Source organism: Rhizobium gallicum bv. gallicum R602sp, from assembly GCF_000816845.1.
GTDB lineage: Bacteria > Pseudomonadota > Alphaproteobacteria > Rhizobiales > Rhizobiaceae > Rhizobium > Rhizobium gallicum.
On record NZ_CP006877.1, the window covers coordinates 905,019 to 920,306 of the forward strand.

The 15,288-nt window shown below is 61.8% G+C and carries 13 protein-coding genes; 9 read left to right on the top strand and 4 right to left on the bottom strand.

Going from position 1 to position 15,288, the window contains the following annotated elements:
- The first annotated feature begins 33 nt into the window (after positions 1-33).
- Positions 34-885: a patatin-like phospholipase family protein gene (locus RGR602_RS04440; RefSeq protein WP_039844109.1), complete on the top strand. Its 852-nt coding sequence runs from the start codon at positions 34-36 to the stop codon at positions 883-885.
- On the opposite strand, the gene RGR602_RS04445 is transcribed toward RGR602_RS04440, so the two are convergent.
- Entirely contained in the window at positions 882-2,690 is a 1,809-nt protein-coding gene (locus RGR602_RS04445; protein ID WP_039844110.1) for a monovalent cation:proton antiporter-2 (CPA2) family protein, read from the bottom strand. The two genes, RGR602_RS04440 and RGR602_RS04445, sit on opposite strands and share 4 nt — an antisense overlap.
- A gap of 119 nt (positions 2,691-2,809) precedes the next feature.
- Between RGR602_RS04445 and RGR602_RS04450 the strand changes: the two genes are divergently transcribed.
- The 6 genes from RGR602_RS04450 to lpxK all read left to right on the top strand — a co-directional run bounded on the left by RGR602_RS04450 (position 2,810) and on the right by lpxK (position 8,868).
- Complete coding sequence (locus tag RGR602_RS04450) at positions 2,810-4,156, top strand: TldD/PmbA family protein (RefSeq protein WP_039844111.1); 1,347 nt, start codon at positions 2,810-2,812, stop codon at positions 4,154-4,156.
- Positions 4,157-4,190: 34 nt separating this feature from the next.
- Positions 4,191-5,000 (top strand): 3'(2'),5'-bisphosphate nucleotidase CysQ, encoded by an 810-nt coding sequence (locus RGR602_RS04455; protein WP_039844112.1) that lies wholly within the window; start codon positions 4,191-4,193, stop codon positions 4,998-5,000.
- 61 nt (positions 5,001-5,061) lie between these two features.
- Entirely contained in the window at positions 5,062-5,310 is a 249-nt protein-coding gene (locus tag RGR602_RS04460; protein WP_039844113.1) for a DUF4170 domain-containing protein, read from the top strand.
- Positions 5,311-5,487: 177 nt separating this feature from the next.
- Positions 5,488-6,807, top strand: coding sequence for a lipid IV(A) 3-deoxy-D-manno-octulosonic acid transferase (gene waaA / locus RGR602_RS04465; protein WP_039844114.1), 1,320 nt, complete (start codon positions 5,488-5,490; stop codon positions 6,805-6,807).
- Complete coding sequence (locus tag RGR602_RS04470; protein ID WP_039844115.1) at positions 6,807-7,535, top strand: HAD family hydrolase; 729 nt, start codon at positions 6,807-6,809, stop codon at positions 7,533-7,535. Before waaA ends, RGR602_RS04470 begins: the two co-directional genes overlap by 1 nt.
- Positions 7,536-7,824: 289 nt before the next feature.
- Positions 7,825-8,868, top strand: coding sequence for a tetraacyldisaccharide 4'-kinase (lpxK, locus tag RGR602_RS04475; protein ID WP_039844116.1), 1,044 nt, complete (start codon positions 7,825-7,827; stop codon positions 8,866-8,868).
- A 130-nt stretch (positions 8,869-8,998) separates the two neighbouring features.
- Here the strand turns inward: lpxK and RGR602_RS04480 are convergent, their stop codons facing one another.
- Positions 8,999-9,229, bottom strand: coding sequence for a DUF2093 domain-containing protein (locus RGR602_RS04480; RefSeq protein WP_022716573.1), 231 nt, complete (start codon positions 9,227-9,229; stop codon positions 8,999-9,001).
- A 64-nt stretch (positions 9,230-9,293) separates the two neighbouring features.
- Positions 9,294-11,111 (bottom strand): DNA mismatch repair endonuclease MutL, encoded by a 1,818-nt coding sequence (gene mutL, locus RGR602_RS04485; RefSeq protein WP_039844117.1) that lies wholly within the window; start codon positions 11,109-11,111, stop codon positions 9,294-9,296.
- Between the two features lie 179 nt (positions 11,112-11,290).
- On the opposite strand from mutL, the gene RGR602_RS04490 reads away from it, so the two are divergent.
- Both RGR602_RS04490 and RGR602_RS04495 read left to right on the top strand, forming a co-directional pair.
- The gene (locus RGR602_RS04490) at positions 11,291-13,012 is read left to right on the top strand and encodes a response regulator (RefSeq protein ID WP_039844118.1); all 1,722 of its coding nucleotides are present in this window, start codon (positions 11,291-11,293) and stop codon (positions 13,010-13,012) included.
- Positions 13,013-13,130: 118 nt separating this feature from the next.
- Positions 13,131-14,495 carry a putative bifunctional diguanylate cyclase/phosphodiesterase gene (locus RGR602_RS04495; protein ID WP_039844119.1) on the top strand — a complete coding sequence of 455 codons (1,365 nt, stop codon included), beginning with the start codon at positions 13,131-13,133 and terminating at the stop codon, positions 14,493-14,495.
- A gap of 162 nt (positions 14,496-14,657) precedes the next feature.
- Here the strand turns inward: RGR602_RS04495 and RGR602_RS04500 are convergent, their stop codons facing one another.
- Complete coding sequence (locus RGR602_RS04500) at positions 14,658-15,260, bottom strand: PRC-barrel domain-containing protein (protein WP_039844120.1); 603 nt, start codon at positions 15,258-15,260, stop codon at positions 14,658-14,660.
- Positions 15,261-15,288 lie beyond the last annotated feature (28 nt).

Sequence of the window (15,288 nt, forward strand, 5' to 3'; positions counted from 1 at the left end):
GTGCGGCAGGCGGCGGTTATTGCGAATAGCGAAATGCCTGTTGCGAGCGGCATGCCGACGGTGGCCATCGCCTTCGGCGGCGGCGGTGCCCGTGGGCTCGCCCATATCCACGTGATCGAAGCCCTGGACGAGCTCGGCATCCGGCCCGTTGCGATTTCCGGCGCATCGATCGGCGCCATCATGGGTGCGGGCATGGCGGCCGGCATGAGTGGCGAGGCGATCCGCGAGCACGCGCTGATGACGGTCGGTAACAAGACGGCTGTCGTCAGCCGCATCTGGGGTCTGCGGCCGCAGACGGTCCGGGACGCCGTCGCAAAGGGCATCCGTATCGGCCAGTTCAATCTCGAGCGTATCCTCAAGGCTTTCCTGCCGGCCGGCCTGCCCGATCGCTTCGAAGATCTGCCTATTCCGATGAACGTCATCACGACCGATTACTACGGTCAGAGCGAGGTCATCATCGGCGAAGGAGCGCTATTTCCGGCGCTTGCCGCATCGTCTTCCATCCCTGCCGTCTTCATGCCCGTTCGCCTCCACGGCCGGGTGATGATCGATGGCGGCATCAGCAATCCGGTCCCCTACGAGTGCCTGATGGATATTGCCGACATCGTCATCGGTGTCGATGTCGTCGGTGCGCCGGAAGGCGACGGCACACATATTCCGAACCGCATGGAAAGCATTTTCGGTTCCGGCCAACTGATGATGCAGACGGCAATCACGCTGAAACTCAAGCTCCAGCCGCCGCATATCTTCCTGCGCCCGGCCGTCGGCCGCACTGGCGTGATGGATTTTCTCAAGGCGCGCGAGGTACTGGCGATGTCTGCGGGCGTCAAGGATGAACTGAAGCGCGCACTCGATCGGGAATTTGAAGCCCGCCTCAGGGCTTAGGCATCCGCTGTCACGTCAGCCGTTCCCGCTAGCGGATCTTCGTCGAAATCCATCGTTCGCTTCGGCTTCACCAGCGGTTCTGGCCGGACCGGCTGGGAAAAGAGCATGTCGCGGCCCGCCTGCAGCCCGCCGGTTACCTGAAGCACGAGCCGCTCCTCGTCGCGCTTGCGGATATCCTCGCCGATCTCCAAGGCGTCCGCATCGTCGAACCCGAGCGCCTCAAGCGTGCGGCGGCCAAAAAGCAGGCCGGATTCCAGCGTTTCGCGCAGTTCGTAATCGACATTGCGATTCCTGAGGGCGATCGAATGGACACGGTCGTAGGAGCGCACGAAGAGTTTCGCGTGCGGATATTCGGCCTGCACCAGGTCCACCACCTTGTCGGTGATTTCCCGCTTCTGCGTGCAGACGACGACGATCTTCGCCTTTTCGATGCCGGCCGAGCGCAGCACGTCCTTGCGCGTTCCGTCGCCGAAATAGATACGGAAGCCGAAGGAGGACGCCTGGCGGATGCGGTCCGCGGAGAAATCGATGACCGTCACGTCGCGCCCGCCCGCGAGTAGGATCTGCGCGGCGATCTGGCCGAAACGCGAGAAGCCTACCATCAGCACATCGGCGCCCGCACCCTCGAAGTCCTCATCGAGCTCCTCATGATCCTCGCCTTTCATCATACGTTTCGAAAGTGCTGCCCCGAGCGGCGTCAGCGCCATCGACAGTGTAACGATGGCGACCAGCAGCGATGCCGTGCTGAAGCTCATCAGTCCCGCCGCACCGGCGGTCGTAAACAGCACGAAGCCGAACTCGCCGCCCTGCGGCAGCAGGAAAGCGATGCGGATGGCGTCGTCGTGCGAAGAACCGCTCACCCGGCAGAGTCCGTAGATGATCACCGCCTTGACGGCCATCACGATCGGCACCGCGGCGATGATGAAGAGCGCGTTGTCGATCAGCACGTCCAGCTCCAGCGACAGGCCGACCGCGATGAAGAAGATAGCGAGAAGCACGCCGCGGAAGGGTTCGATATCCGCCTCAAGCTCGTGCCGGTAGGACGATTCGGCAAGCATGACGCCGGACAGGAACGCGCCCATCGCCATGGAAAGCCCGGCAAACTGCATCAGGCTCGCCGATCCCATGACTACGAAAAGCGCCGCGACAATCATCGCCTCGCGGGCTCCGGTCCTTGCAATCACCTGGAAGAGCGGCGTCAGCAGATAGCGTCCCATGACGATCATCGCGCCGACGGCACCGACCGCGATCGCAAAGTCCAGAAGCGGCGCATTGCTGCCGCTTCCACCGTCGAGAATGGTGATCAGCGCCAAGAGCGGCACGATTGCCAGGTCCTGGAAAAGCAGCATCGAAAAGGAGCGCTGCCCGTATTTGGTGTTCACCTCGCCAGCATCATCGAGTAGCTGCATCGCAAAGGCAGTGGAAGAAAGCGCCAGCCCAAAGCCCGCAACGACGCTTCCCCGCCAGTCGAGAACGCCGGAGAAATAGGAAAGGCCCGTCAACGCCAGTCCCGTCAGCATCACCTGCGCGGTGCCGAGCCCGAAGATGTCGCGTCGCATCTGCCAGAGGCGCGAGGGTTTGAGCTCGAGGCCGATGATGAAGAGCAGGAACACGACGCCGAGCTCGGCAACGCCCAAAATCTGCTCGCCGTCCGTGATGCCATGAAATATCGGACCGATAACGACGCCCGCGGCAAGATAGCCGAGCACCGTGCCGAGCCCGAGCTTCTTGAAGATCGGGGCGGCAACGACCGCGCCGCCGAGCAGCAGGATCGTTTCGGAAAAGAGGGCATTGGGGGCGGACATGTCGCGGAGTTTCTTTCAATGGTGGGAAGCGCGCAAGCCGCGCGAAAAAGAATCGACGGCCGCGGCCTTGATGCTTTCGGAAGTGCACAATAAATGGAAGCCCAAGGAAAGGCCAAATCATGTCCTCAGAAATAGATTCCTCGACACTTCTTTCCCGTGCAAGCCAGTTGATCGATCTTGCCAAGAAGGCCGGCGCCGATGCCGCCGATGCGGTTGTCGTGCGCTCTCGCTCGCAATCCGTCGGCATCCGCCTCGGCAAGGTCGAAGGCACGGAATCGTCTGAGAGCGACGATTTCTCCCTGCGCGTCTTCGTTGGCCGGAAGGTCGCGAGCGTTTCCGCCAATCCGGGCTTCGACCTGACGGCGCTCGCCGAACGCGCTGTCGCGATGGCAAAAGTCTCGCCTGAAGATCCCTTCGCGTGCCTTGCCGACGAGCAGAGGCTTGCGAAGTCCTATGCCGATCTTGAGCTTTTCGACCCGACGGAAGTTTCCACCGACATTCTGCGCGAGGCAGCGCTTGCGACTGAGGCCGCGGCGCTTGAGGTCAAGGGCGTCACCAACTCGTCCGGGGGCGGAGCCTCCGCTGGTTTCGGTGGGCTGGTTCTCGTCACCTCGCACGGCTTCCAAGGCAGCTATATGGGCTCGCGCTTCGGCCGCTCCGTCAGCGTCATTGCCGGCGAAGGCACCGGCATGGAGCGCGATTACGATTACGACAGCCGCCTTTATTACGCCGAACTCGACGATGCCGCCGAAATCGGCCGGCGCGCCGGCGAGCGTGCCGTCAAGCGCCTCAATCCGCGTCAGGTCGATACCGGCAAGGGCGTCACCGTCGTCTTCGATCCGCGCATCGCCCGCGGTTTCGTCGGCCACATCGCTGGCGCCATCAATGGCGCCTCGGTCGCGCGCAAATCCAGCTTCCTGCGCGACAAGATGGGCCAGCAGGTGTTGAAATCCGGCCTTTCGATCACCGACGATCCGCTGATTGTGCGCGGCCCGTCCTCGCGTCCTTTCGATGGCGAAGGCATTTCCGGCGAGCGTCTGGTGATGATCGAGGACGGCGTCCTGAAGCATTGGTTCCTTTCGACTGCGACGGCGCGTGAAATCGGCATGGAAACCAATGGCCGCGGCGTGCGCAGCGGCAATTCGGTGACGCCCGCTTCGACGAACCTCGCGCTGGAACCGGGTGATATCTCGCCGGAAGAGTTGATCCGGAGCGTCGGGAACGGCTTCTACGTAACTGAGCTTATCGGCCAGGGTGTCAACATGCTCACAGGCGAGTATAGCCGCGGCGCGACCGGCTTCTGGATCGAAAACGGCGAACTGACATTCCCTGTCTCCGAAGTGACGATCGCCTCGAACCTCAAGGAGATGTTCATGCGTGTGACGCCCGCAAACGACATCGATCGCAAGTATGGCGTAGCGGCCCCCACGCTGGCGATCGAGGGAATGACGCTTGCGGGACGCTAGAGCGCCCTGACCTTGTTGGAATTGGATTGATGCAATGTGTGACGTTCGAACGGCCCGCTGGCAAAGCGATCTCGAATTGATCGCCGATGCCGCAAAGCAGGCGGGTGATGTTGCTCTCGGTTTCTTCAATCAGTCGCCGGAGGTCTGGTGGAAAAATGGAGGCCGCTCGCCCGTCAGCGCTGCCGATTTCGCCGCCAACGAAAAGCTGGAATCCATCCTGCGCCTCGCCAGGCCGGATTACGGCTGGCTTTCCGAAGAGACCGAGGACAGCGCCGCCCGTCTGTCGGCCGAGACGCTTTTCGTCATTGATCCGATCGACGGCACGCGCGCCTTCCTCGGCGGCTTGGATCTCTGGTGCGTCAGCGTCGCCGTCGTCCATCGCGGCAGGCCGGTTGCCGGAGTTCTCTATGCTCCCGCCCTCGACGAGCTTTTCGAGGCGGTCGAAGGCGGTGCCGCGATGAAAAATGGCGAGCCCATTGCCGTATCGGCCAACGGACCGGATACCGTCAGTCGTTTTGCGATCGGCGAAGACATCCTGAAGGCGTTCCCCGATCCCTTCCGGCGGAAGATCGAAAGGGTGAAGCATGTGCCCTCGCTCGCCTATCGCATCGCGATGGTCGCGGACGGCCGTCTTGAAGGTACCTTCGTCAAGCGCAATTCGCATGATTGGGATCTTGCGGCAGCCGATCTCATCCTCGAACGCGCCGGCGGCCGGCTGACCGATCTCGATGGACGCTCGGTCCTCTATAACCGTTCTGAGGTTAGTCATGCCGAGCTTTGCGGCGCTGCCGGCCCTCGCGTTGCGGAGTTTCTCGAAGGGCTTGCTGAAATACGAAGCAGTTGACGTTTGCGTCAAAATCCCGCAGATGAAAGCGCGGAGGAGACCAGTAGAGAAAGAGAAGAAAATGACGGAATCTGGCGGCAAAAAGCAGCTCTTGCATCTCGTATTTGGCGGAGAACTGGAAAGCCTGACCGATGTTCAGTTCCGGGATCTGAATGATCTCGATATTGTCGGTATTTTTCCGGATTACGCCTCGGCGCTAGGGGCCTGGAAGGCCAAGGCGCAGTCGACCGTGGACAACGCACATATGCGTTACTTCATCGTCCATATGCATCGCTTGCTCGATCCGCAGGACAAGGCTGGAAATAAATAATTTCTCAGCATCTTACGCGCCCGATGCCGCTCCATTCGGCAGGGCCGTCTTTGCGCATCGTTAGATACGCGCCACAGGCGATTGACGCATTCTGAACAAATTACTCGGTCATTCCGGCGGCAACAATAATTGGGGAATGGGTTTGATGTCGATCATCGCTGATCGGAGGCATTTTAAATGAGTTCGCCAAGAGCGCGGTTCGCGCTGGGCGTCTATAGGACGGCAGGGGTCATCGCCTCTCCGATCGTCGGCGCCTATCTCGCCTACCGGACCGCCAAGGGCAAGGAAGAGCGTGCGCGCCGCACGGAGCGCTTTGGCTATGCCAGCGCAAACCGGCCGCAGGGTCCGCTTGTCTGGTTTCATGCTGCGAGTGTCGGTGAGACCAACGCCGTCATTCCGCTTATCCGCGAAATCCGCCGCCGCGACATTCATGTGATCCTGACGACGGGCACGATCACCTCGGCAAGGCTCGCCGCCGAGCGCATGGGCAATGAGGCGATCCATCAATATGTACCGCTCGACCTGAAGCCCGCCGTCAGCCGCTTCCTCGAATACTGGCAGCCGGATTGCGCCATCATTGCAGAGTCGGAAATCTGGCCGGCGACCGTCATGGAACTCGGCCGCCGCCGCATTCCGCAGATCCTCGTCAATGCGCGCATGTCGGATCGCTCCTTCGCGCGCTGGCAGCGTCGAACGGCCATTGCCGAGGCGCTGTTCGAGAACCTCGCGCTTGTGATCGCGCAGTCGGACATCGATGCCGAGCGTTTTCGCGATCTCGGGGCAAGGCACGTGACGACCTCCGGCAATCTCAAGGTCGATACGGATGCACCTCCTTATGACGCATCCGTACTCGCCCGCTATAAGAAGCAGATCGGCGATCGCAAGACTTGGGCTGCGATCTCGACTTTCGACGGCGAGGAAAATGCCGCGGCGGTTGTTCATCGCACACTGAAGGAGCGCAACGGCCAGCTGACGATCATCGTGCCGCGCCATCCCGAGCGCTCCGACGAGATCGAAGAAATGCTCGTCAAGCAGGGCCTCAAGGTTGCTCGCCGCACGCGCGATGACCTACTCTCGCCGGATGTCGATATCTTCCTCGGCGATACGATCGGCGAAATGGGTCTTTACCTGCGGATGACGGAAGTCGCCTTCGTCGGCCGTTCGCTCTTTGCCGAAGGCGGACAAAATCCGCTCGAACCCGCCATGCTGGGCTGCGCTGTACTTTCCGGCAGCAATGTCCAGAACTTCCGCGACGCCTATCAGAAGCTTGCCCGCCGCGGCAGCGCCCGCATGGTGCGCGATACCGAGATGCTGGCCAAGGGGGTGCATTATCTGCTCATCAACGGCGAGGCGCGGCGTAGTATGATCGAGGCCGGCGTCATGACCGTGCAGGAAATGCGCGGCGCGCTGACGGCGACGGTGAAGTCTCTCGAGCCTTACATCAATCCGCTGACGGTGAAGGCAAGACTGCTGCCGAGGTCGGTGGCAGAGGGCTGATGAAAAAGATGACGGCTGCGCAAATCAAGGGCATCCTCTTCGACAAGGACGGCACCCTGCTCGATTATGATGAGAGCTGGCTGCCGGTGAACCGTGAATTGGCGCGCATCGCCTCGCAAGGCGATCCGGCGCTAGCCGACCATCTGTTGCTGGCGACCGGGATGGACCCGGTGACCGGCCATATCGTGCCCGACAGTCTGCTGGCTGCCGGCAATACCCGGCAGATCGCCGAGGGGCTGGTCGCGGCGGGTTCCAGGGTCGATGTCATTGAACTGACGATCAAGCTCGACGCTCTCTTTTCCCATGCCGCCGACTTTTCCGTACCGGTCACCGATCTTGCCGCCTTCTTCGGCCGCCTGCACCGCCGCGGCTTCAAGCTCGGCATCGCGTCCAGCGACAACGAGCGCTCGATCCGCCAGACCGCTCAGCGCTTCGGTTTCGCCGAGTTCGTGAACTACATCGCCGGTTATGACAGCGGCTTCGGCATCAAGCCGGACGCTGGAATGGTTCTCGGCTTCTGCAAGGCGACCGGGCTGGAGCCGGCGCAAGTGGCGGTCGTCGGCGACAACAATCACGACCTGCACATGGGCCACAATGCCGAGGCCGGCCTCAAGATCGCCGTGCTGACGGGCACCGGCTCGCGGGAATCGTTGGCTGCCGCATCCGACTATTGCCTCAACGATATCACCGAACTCGAAGGCCTGTTGCCGGACCTGCAATTGGCATGATTGCCCACTACGCGCCGCCAATCATTCTTGCCGCGACGGCACTCCCTTACTCTCCCTGATCTCTGTGCGCGTCCAGCCGCGCCATGTCGATGGCGCGGAAGACTCTTTTCCGATGTCGTTGTTTCATTTACGGCGCATACGCACCGTGGCTTGATGCTTGTGATAAGCCCGGGAATGAGGACGGTCGGGAGCAAAAGCTTGCTTTTTCTGCAATTTTGCCCTTTCTTTCCGCCAGTCGAGGGGGTGGCCGGTGGCCCGCAAGGCACCGGAGGAGCATAGGGCGGCAGTTATGGTATCCGAAGCGCCGCCGTTTTGGTGGACGAAAGCTGATTGGCGGGCGTGGGCGCTCTCGCCCTTTTCCTTCCTCTATGGACGGATCGCCGGCTATCGCATGACGCATGCGCGCCGCGCTTCCGTTCTCGTTCCCGTCATTTGCATCGGCAATTTCACCGTAGGCGGCGCCGGCAAGACGCCGACAGCGCTGACGATCGCTCGGGCCGCCAAGGCCAAGGGGCTGCGGCCCGGCTTCTTGAGCCGTGGCTATGGCGGCTCCCTGGACGTCACCGTCGTTGTCGATCCCGCTCATCATCGCGCCGTTGCCGTTGGCGACGAGCCGCTGCTGCTTGCCCGCGAGGCGATGACCGTCGTTTCGCGCCGCCGCATCGAAGGCGCCGAACGGCTCGTCAGGGAAGGGGCCGACCTCATCATCATGGATGATGGTTTCCAGAGCGCGCGGCTGGCGATCGACTATGCTCTGCTCGTCATCGACACGACGCGCGGCCTGGGCAATGGGCATACGGTGCCGGGCGGTCCCGTGCGCGCGCCGATCTCCGTGCAGATGCGCTATGCCAGCGCGCTCCTGAAAGTGGGAAAGGGCAATGCCGCCGATGCGATCGTACGCATGGCTGCCCGTGCCGCGAAACCCTACTTCACCGCATCGCTGAAGGTTTGTGGAGAAAACGACCTCGCCGGCCGGAAGGTGCTGGCTTTTGCAGGCATTGCCGATCCGGGCAAGTTCTTCCGGACGGTGGAATCACTGGGCGCCGAAATCGCAATCGGCAGATCCTTCGGCGACCACGAACACCTGAGCGACGATGAGATGGCTGACCTGCTGTCGACCGCCGAACGCGACGACCTGCTGATCGTCACCACCTCGAAGGATTTCGTGCGGCTTGCCGGCCACCATGGCAAAGCGGAGGAACTCGCCGCCAAATGCCGGGTCATCGAAGTCGAAATGGCGTTCGAAGACCCGCAGGCACCCGGCCTCATCATCGATCGTGCCATGGAGGCCTGCCGGGAGCGGCGGCTGAGTAAAAGCCGGAAGTCCGGATGAGTTTGCGGTCCGTCAACGATCACCGCGTTCGCCAGATGGCCTCGAAGCCGGAGCGTGCTGCCCGCGTGCGGCGATGCGTCGTTTCCCGCGTCTCTCGGCAGCGGGCGCTCATTCTCAAGCGTTTCCTGGATCAGCGCTTCTGGTTCGGCAGAACGCCGGCGCGCTTGTCGGCTTCGAGCGAAGAAACGACGTCGGCATAGGGTTCCTGGCGGGCAACGCTCCAGTAGCGCAGCTCGTCGAGCGGGATATGCTTGCCGGTCATGGCGCAGATGACATAGGAACCCGGCGACAGGATCTGGAAATCTGCATCGAGATAGCGGATCTTCGCCTCGCGGTTTCCGTTTCCTTCAAACAAGTTCATCCTGCTCCGTTCCCTATTGCCTTCGACTGCCAATATCGCGGCGAAGGCATTATTGCCAGCGTTTTCAGCTGCGTCCGAACAGCCGCTCGATATCCGACAGCTTCAGTTCGATATAGGTCGGTCGCCCGTGATTGCACTGGCCGGAGCCCGGCGTCATTTCCATCTGCCGAAGCAGCGCATTCATTTCCTCCGGCCGGAGCCTGCGGCCGGAGCGCACCGAGCCGTGGCAGGCCATGGTCGCGGCGACATATTCGAGCTTGGCCGAAAGGCCGGAGGCCGTATCCCATTCGGCAATCTCGTCGGCAAGCTGTCGGATGAGGCCCTGCGCATCGACCTCGCCGAGCATGGCCGGCGTTTCGCGTACGGCAATCGCCCCCGGCCCGAAGCGCTCGATTGCAAGCCCAAGCCCCTTGAGGCCTTCGGCATGCATCATCAGCCGGTCGCAATCCTCTTCCGGCAGGTCGACGATTTCCGGGATCAGCAGCACCTGTGATGGCAGTTGTGTCGATTGCAGCGCCTTTCGCATTGCCTCGAAGACCAGCCGCTCATGTGCGGCGTGCTGGTCGACGATGACAAGCCCGTCATCCGTCTGCGCGACGATGTAGTTCTCGTGGATCTGTGCGCGCGCAGCGCCGAGCGGGTAACGCGGCGGCGGTTCTTCGGCTGATCGCGACTGCTGCCATGGCTGCGCCTGCGGTTCGGCGCGCGCAGCCGGCATGCTCAGTCCGTCGAAGGACGCCTGCGGCCTTGCGCCAAAGCCGCCGTTTGCCGTCTGAAACGGGCGCGATGGGGACGTCCCGGCCGACCATGCGCCTTGCGCTGGCCGCTGGTAACCCGGCTGGAAACCCGACCTGAAGGAGCGCAGCATACCGTCCGCGCCGGTCGTTGCCGCCCGGCTTCCGTCACGCGCCAGCGCCTCGCGCACCGCGCCGACGATCAACCCGCGCACGAGGCCCGGATCGCGGAAGCGTACGTCCGACTTGGCCGGATGCACGTTGACATCCACCAGCGCCGGATCGAGCGACAGCGACAAGACAGCCACCGGATAGCGTCCGGCCGGGATCGTCTCGGCATAGGCGCCGCGGATCGCCGAAAGGATCAGTTTGTCCTGGACCGGCCGGCCGTTGACGAAGGCATATTGATGGGCGGAGTTGCCGCGGTTGAAGGTCGGTACGCCGGCAAAGCCGGTGAGAGCGATGCCTTCGCGCTCGGCGTCGAGTTCGATTGCGTTATCGCGGAATTCCTTGCCGAGCACCTGCGCCATGCGCGCCAAATGATCCTCTCCGGTTGCCGGAAATTCGAGCGTGCTGCGATCGGTGCCGGACAGGACGAAGCGCACGCCGGGAAAGGCGATCGCCATGCGCTTGACGACTTCCGTAATAGCCGCCGCTTCCGCCTTCTCTGTCTTAAGGAACTTCAGTCGCGCAGGTGTTGCGAAAAAGAGATCGCGCACTTCGACGATCGTGCCCGGATTGGAAGCCGAGGGCCTCAGATGCAGGATCTTGCCGCCCGCGACGGCAATCTCGGTGCCGCCCGCACTATCCTTGCGGCGGCTGGAAATACTGAGCTTCGCCACGGACCCGATCGAAGGCAGCGCTTCGCCACGAAAGCCGAGCGTGCGGATGTCGTCAAGGGTCGTGGAAATCTTCGAGGTACAATGCCGCTTCACGGCAAGTTCGAGATCTGCTGCATCCATGCCGGAGCCGTTGTCGCTGACCCGCAGTAAGCCTTTGCCGCCGCCGGACGTGGCGATCTCGATACGGGTCGCGCCGGCATCCAGTGCATTTTCGATCAGCTCCTTCGCCGCGCTCGCCGGGCGTTCGATGACTTCGCCGGCGGCGATCTGGTTGATGAGCGTTTCGGAGAGTTGTCTGATGACCATGCGCCATTTTCGTGGATTCGCGGGTCCGAGGGAAGGGCGAAAACGCTGCGCCCGTGGACTATTGTTTTCCCCGTGAATTGCGGTGCTTAACGTTAAGCCGCCGTTAGGAGAAAGCTGGCATTTTGATCGTACACAACCAGACAGTGCTATGAAATCGGACAGATGTGGGACGTGAAGGAATGAGTGCCGGCTTCGAAAAGGCGGACGCATCATCCGTGAGCGATGAGATGCCGGCCGAAATCGACCTGCAGGCTGCGCTCTTCGATGCCTTTTCGGACGGCCTTTCGGCCGCCCTCATCATCTACGACAAGAACGATCAGATGATCTTCGCGAGCCGCCAGGTGCTCGATTTCTTCCCGATTTCGTCCGTGATGTTGAAGCCTGGAACCCGGCTTCGCGATTTTCTCGGCGCCGTCTACGACACCGGCGTGCGTCAGCAATATGCGGCCAGGCAGCCGGGCATACCGCTCGGTCGCGAGGATTGGCTGTCCCAGAAGATTGCCTCGCATTGGCGCGAGCGCTTCGAAGTCGTCGAGCGCCATGGCAGCGACCGCTGGATCCGCCTGGTCAAGCGTCGTCTGCCGAGCGGCTATTGCGTATCGATCATTTCCAATATTTCGGAGGAGAAGAAGCGTGAGGAGCAGTGGCGCGCCGATCTCGAACGTGTGCAGCTGACCGAGGACATACTCGACAATCTGCCGTTCCCGCTCTTCGTCAAGGATCGCAACCTCACCTACGTCGCCGTCAACATCGCCTTCTGCGAGAAATACCAGACGAGTGTCGAGGAGGTGCTCGGCCGCAAGAGCGGGGATCTCTTCTCGCCCGAAGTTGCCAAGCGCTTCGAGGAGAGCGACCGGCATGTTCTGGAAACCGGCGAGATGTCCGTCGTGCGGCAGCGACAGGTCGCCCGCGACGGTTCGGAGCGCGACATCGTCAGCCGCAAGCATCGCATCGGCAAGCCGGGACGCTACTTTATCGTATCCACGATGCAGGATCTGCCGCGCGACGGCGCCGATCTCGACGAATTCGACCAGGCAACGTCCGTCACCACCTCCAGCAGTCAATCCTATCGCCGCGCCTATGTGCCGCTGAATGGCGATCACGAGCGCCGGCCGCCGGCCCCGATGGAAACGATCGTTCCGGAGAATTTCTCCGGCCGCAAGATCCTCGTCGTCACAGGCGACCTCGCAGCTGAAACCGCCGCCCTCCGCACGCTTGCGAAATACGGCTTCGAGGCCTGCTCCGTTCGCGGCGAAGACGAAGAAGAGCGCTTCCTGGAGATCGCAACCTCGTCCGGCATCGCGCTGGATCTTCTGATCGTCGACAATCAGATGGGCATGCGCTGCCTGGAACTTGCCGGACAATACGGCATCCCGGCGCTGGTCATGGATGGTTTCCAGCTTGCCAACGAGCTTACCTTCCAGATCGCCCGCCACTTCAATCGCAACAACCGCACCGCACCGGAAGGCGAGGCCGACTGGGAAATCAATACGTCTTCCGAGATGGATTTCCTGGAGGTGCTTGTGGCGGAAGACAACGACATCAACCAGATTGTCTTTTCCCAGATACTGGAAGGACTGGGTTACCGCTACCTGATCGCAGCCAGCGGCGACGAAGCAGTGCGCCTCTGGGCGGAATACAGGCCGCAAATCGTGCTGATGGACATTTCACTGCCGGGATTGAACGGTTTCGAGGCGGCGCGCATGATCCGCCAGATGGAAGACAACCACCCGCATAAGACGCCGATCGTCGGCGTCCTGACGCAGGCATTCGAGCGGGATCGCGCCGAATGCGCGAAGGCCGGCATGGATGACGTCATCATGAAGCCGGTCAGTCCGGACATACTGGAAACGCTGTTCCAGAAGCATCTCGCTGCCGAGCCGCTGCGGGCGCACGTCTGAGCGCCGTCAACTCCTCAAATCTGGGGCATCATCTGGGCCGAACGGAGCCGGTTTACTATCGGTTTGTTAAGACTTGCCCGCCATTCTTCCGGGAGGGAGTGACGAAATCTCAGGTTGAATAATGAAGCCGGCGGACATACCCTTCTTGCCTGTGAGCCAGAATGAGCTTCAGGCCATGGCTTACACCGATCCGCTGACCGGGCTCGGCAACCGCCATCGCATGCGCGACAGGGTCAGTCAGATTTCCACGGAACGCGCAAGCGATCCGGCTCCCTTCACCATCGGCATCGCCAACCTCGATTCCTTCAAGCCGATCAACGATCTTTTCGGCTCTGCAGCCGGCGACGAAATTCTCTGCCAGGTCGCCCACCGCCTGAAGGCATGTATACCGGATGGCGCGCTGGTCACCCGCCACGACGGCGACGAATTCGCTTTCGTGCTGCCGCTGATCTTCGAGCGTGCAAGCGCTGAAAAGTTCGGCCAGATGATCCGTGAGGTGCTGTCGGCGCCTTATGATCTCGGCGACCGCAACGTGCGGCTTTCCGCCTCCTTCGGCTTTGCCATCTATCCTTTCGCCGGTGCGGAGTTCGAGGAGCTTTTGAAAAGCGCTGAAACCGCTCTCTATCGCTCGAAGCGCCGCGGCCGCAGCCAGATCACTGTCTATTCGCGCGAGATCGCGCAGGAGATGAAGCGCGCAACACAGCTCGAGCAGGCGCTTCGAAATGCTATCATCTCAGACGCCATCGACGTGCATTTCCAGCCGATCGTCTCTTTGTCGAACAATCAGGTGGTCGGCTTCGAGGCCCTGGCGCGCTGGAACGATACGGACCTCGGCTTTGTTTCGCCGGGCGTTTTCGTGCCGCTCGCCGAAGAGCGCGGCTTCATCGACGCGCTGTCGGAAACCTTGCTTCGAAAGGCTGCCGAAGCGGCACTCTCCTGGCCGCGCGAGCTATTCCTGTCGTTTAACCTGTCCTCCGCCCAGCTCATGGATCCAGGCACAAGCAGCAACGTGCTCTCCATTCTCGGCCGCGTCGGCTTAGACCCGCACCGTTTGGAGTTGGAAATCACCGAAACGGCGGTCATGAGTTCCACCGATACCGCCCACCGCATCCTTTCCGATCTTCGGCAGGCAGGCGTGCGTATCTCGCTCGACGATTTCGGCACCGGTCAATCGAGCCTCGGGCGCCTTCGCGACTTCATCTTCGACAAGGTGAAGATCGACCGCGCCTTCGTCTCGCGCATCAATTCAGACCGCGCCTCCGAGCATATCATCAAGGCGATCCTGACGATGTGCGAAGGCCTAGATCTCGAAGTGGTTGCCGAGGGCATCGAGGATTATTCGGAGGCCGTGAAGCTGCGGTCGCTCGGCTGCGGCATGGGGCAGGGCTACCATTTCGGCAAGCCCGCCGATGGCATAGCCACATTGCGCTTCCTCCACGAAAACTATTACGACTCGGCCGCGATTGATCGCGTGTCGGCCTGAGGCCTGCGCAACGCCGGCAGACGTCGCAATCTGTCCCGCCTTGCGCCATGATCCTTTTGCTCAAGCACCTGACGTTGACGCCTTGCGCTTTTGATCCTCTCTATCGAAAACGGCGGCGCCCGATTGGGGCACCGCCGCCTACACTATACGCACCGCGCGGGATTATTTATTGGTCGAACCCGTAGCTGTCGGGTCTGACGGCATCGTGCCCGAAGGCGCCGGAGCCTTTTCAGCGGCCAGAGCCTGCAGGGTCTTGAATTCCGGAGCGGCCTTCAGAGACTCTGCCGTCTCCGAGGTCGTCAGCTTGAGGCTGCCGTCCTGCGTGTTCTGGGCAGCGGTGATCTTGTCCATCGGCACTGCAACGTTCTTTTCACCGATACCAATGAAGCCGCCGACACCGATGACAGCAGCAACCAAGCCGCCATCCTTGTTCATGATCAGGTCGTTGACCTCACCGATGCTTTCGTTCTCGCCGGTATAAACAGACTGGCCAATATAGGAATTGGCGCTGATCTGGTCTGCACCCTGTTCTGTCAGGTATGCACCTGCCTCGGCCGTATCAGTCGACGGAGCCGGAGCCGGAGCCTGAGCGTCGCCAGCCGGAGGGGTCGCATCCGGCATCTTTGGTGCTGCCGGGTCGGCCGGAGCCGTCTGGGTTGCATCGGGGGTGGCCGGCTGCGGTGCAGTCTGCGAGAACGCCGCCGGCGCGAAAGCCGTGGCAAACAAGGCGCCAGCGGCAACGGTCGTCAGAAGTTTGCGTGTCATTTCGAACCTACCTTTGTGTTCCTCGATT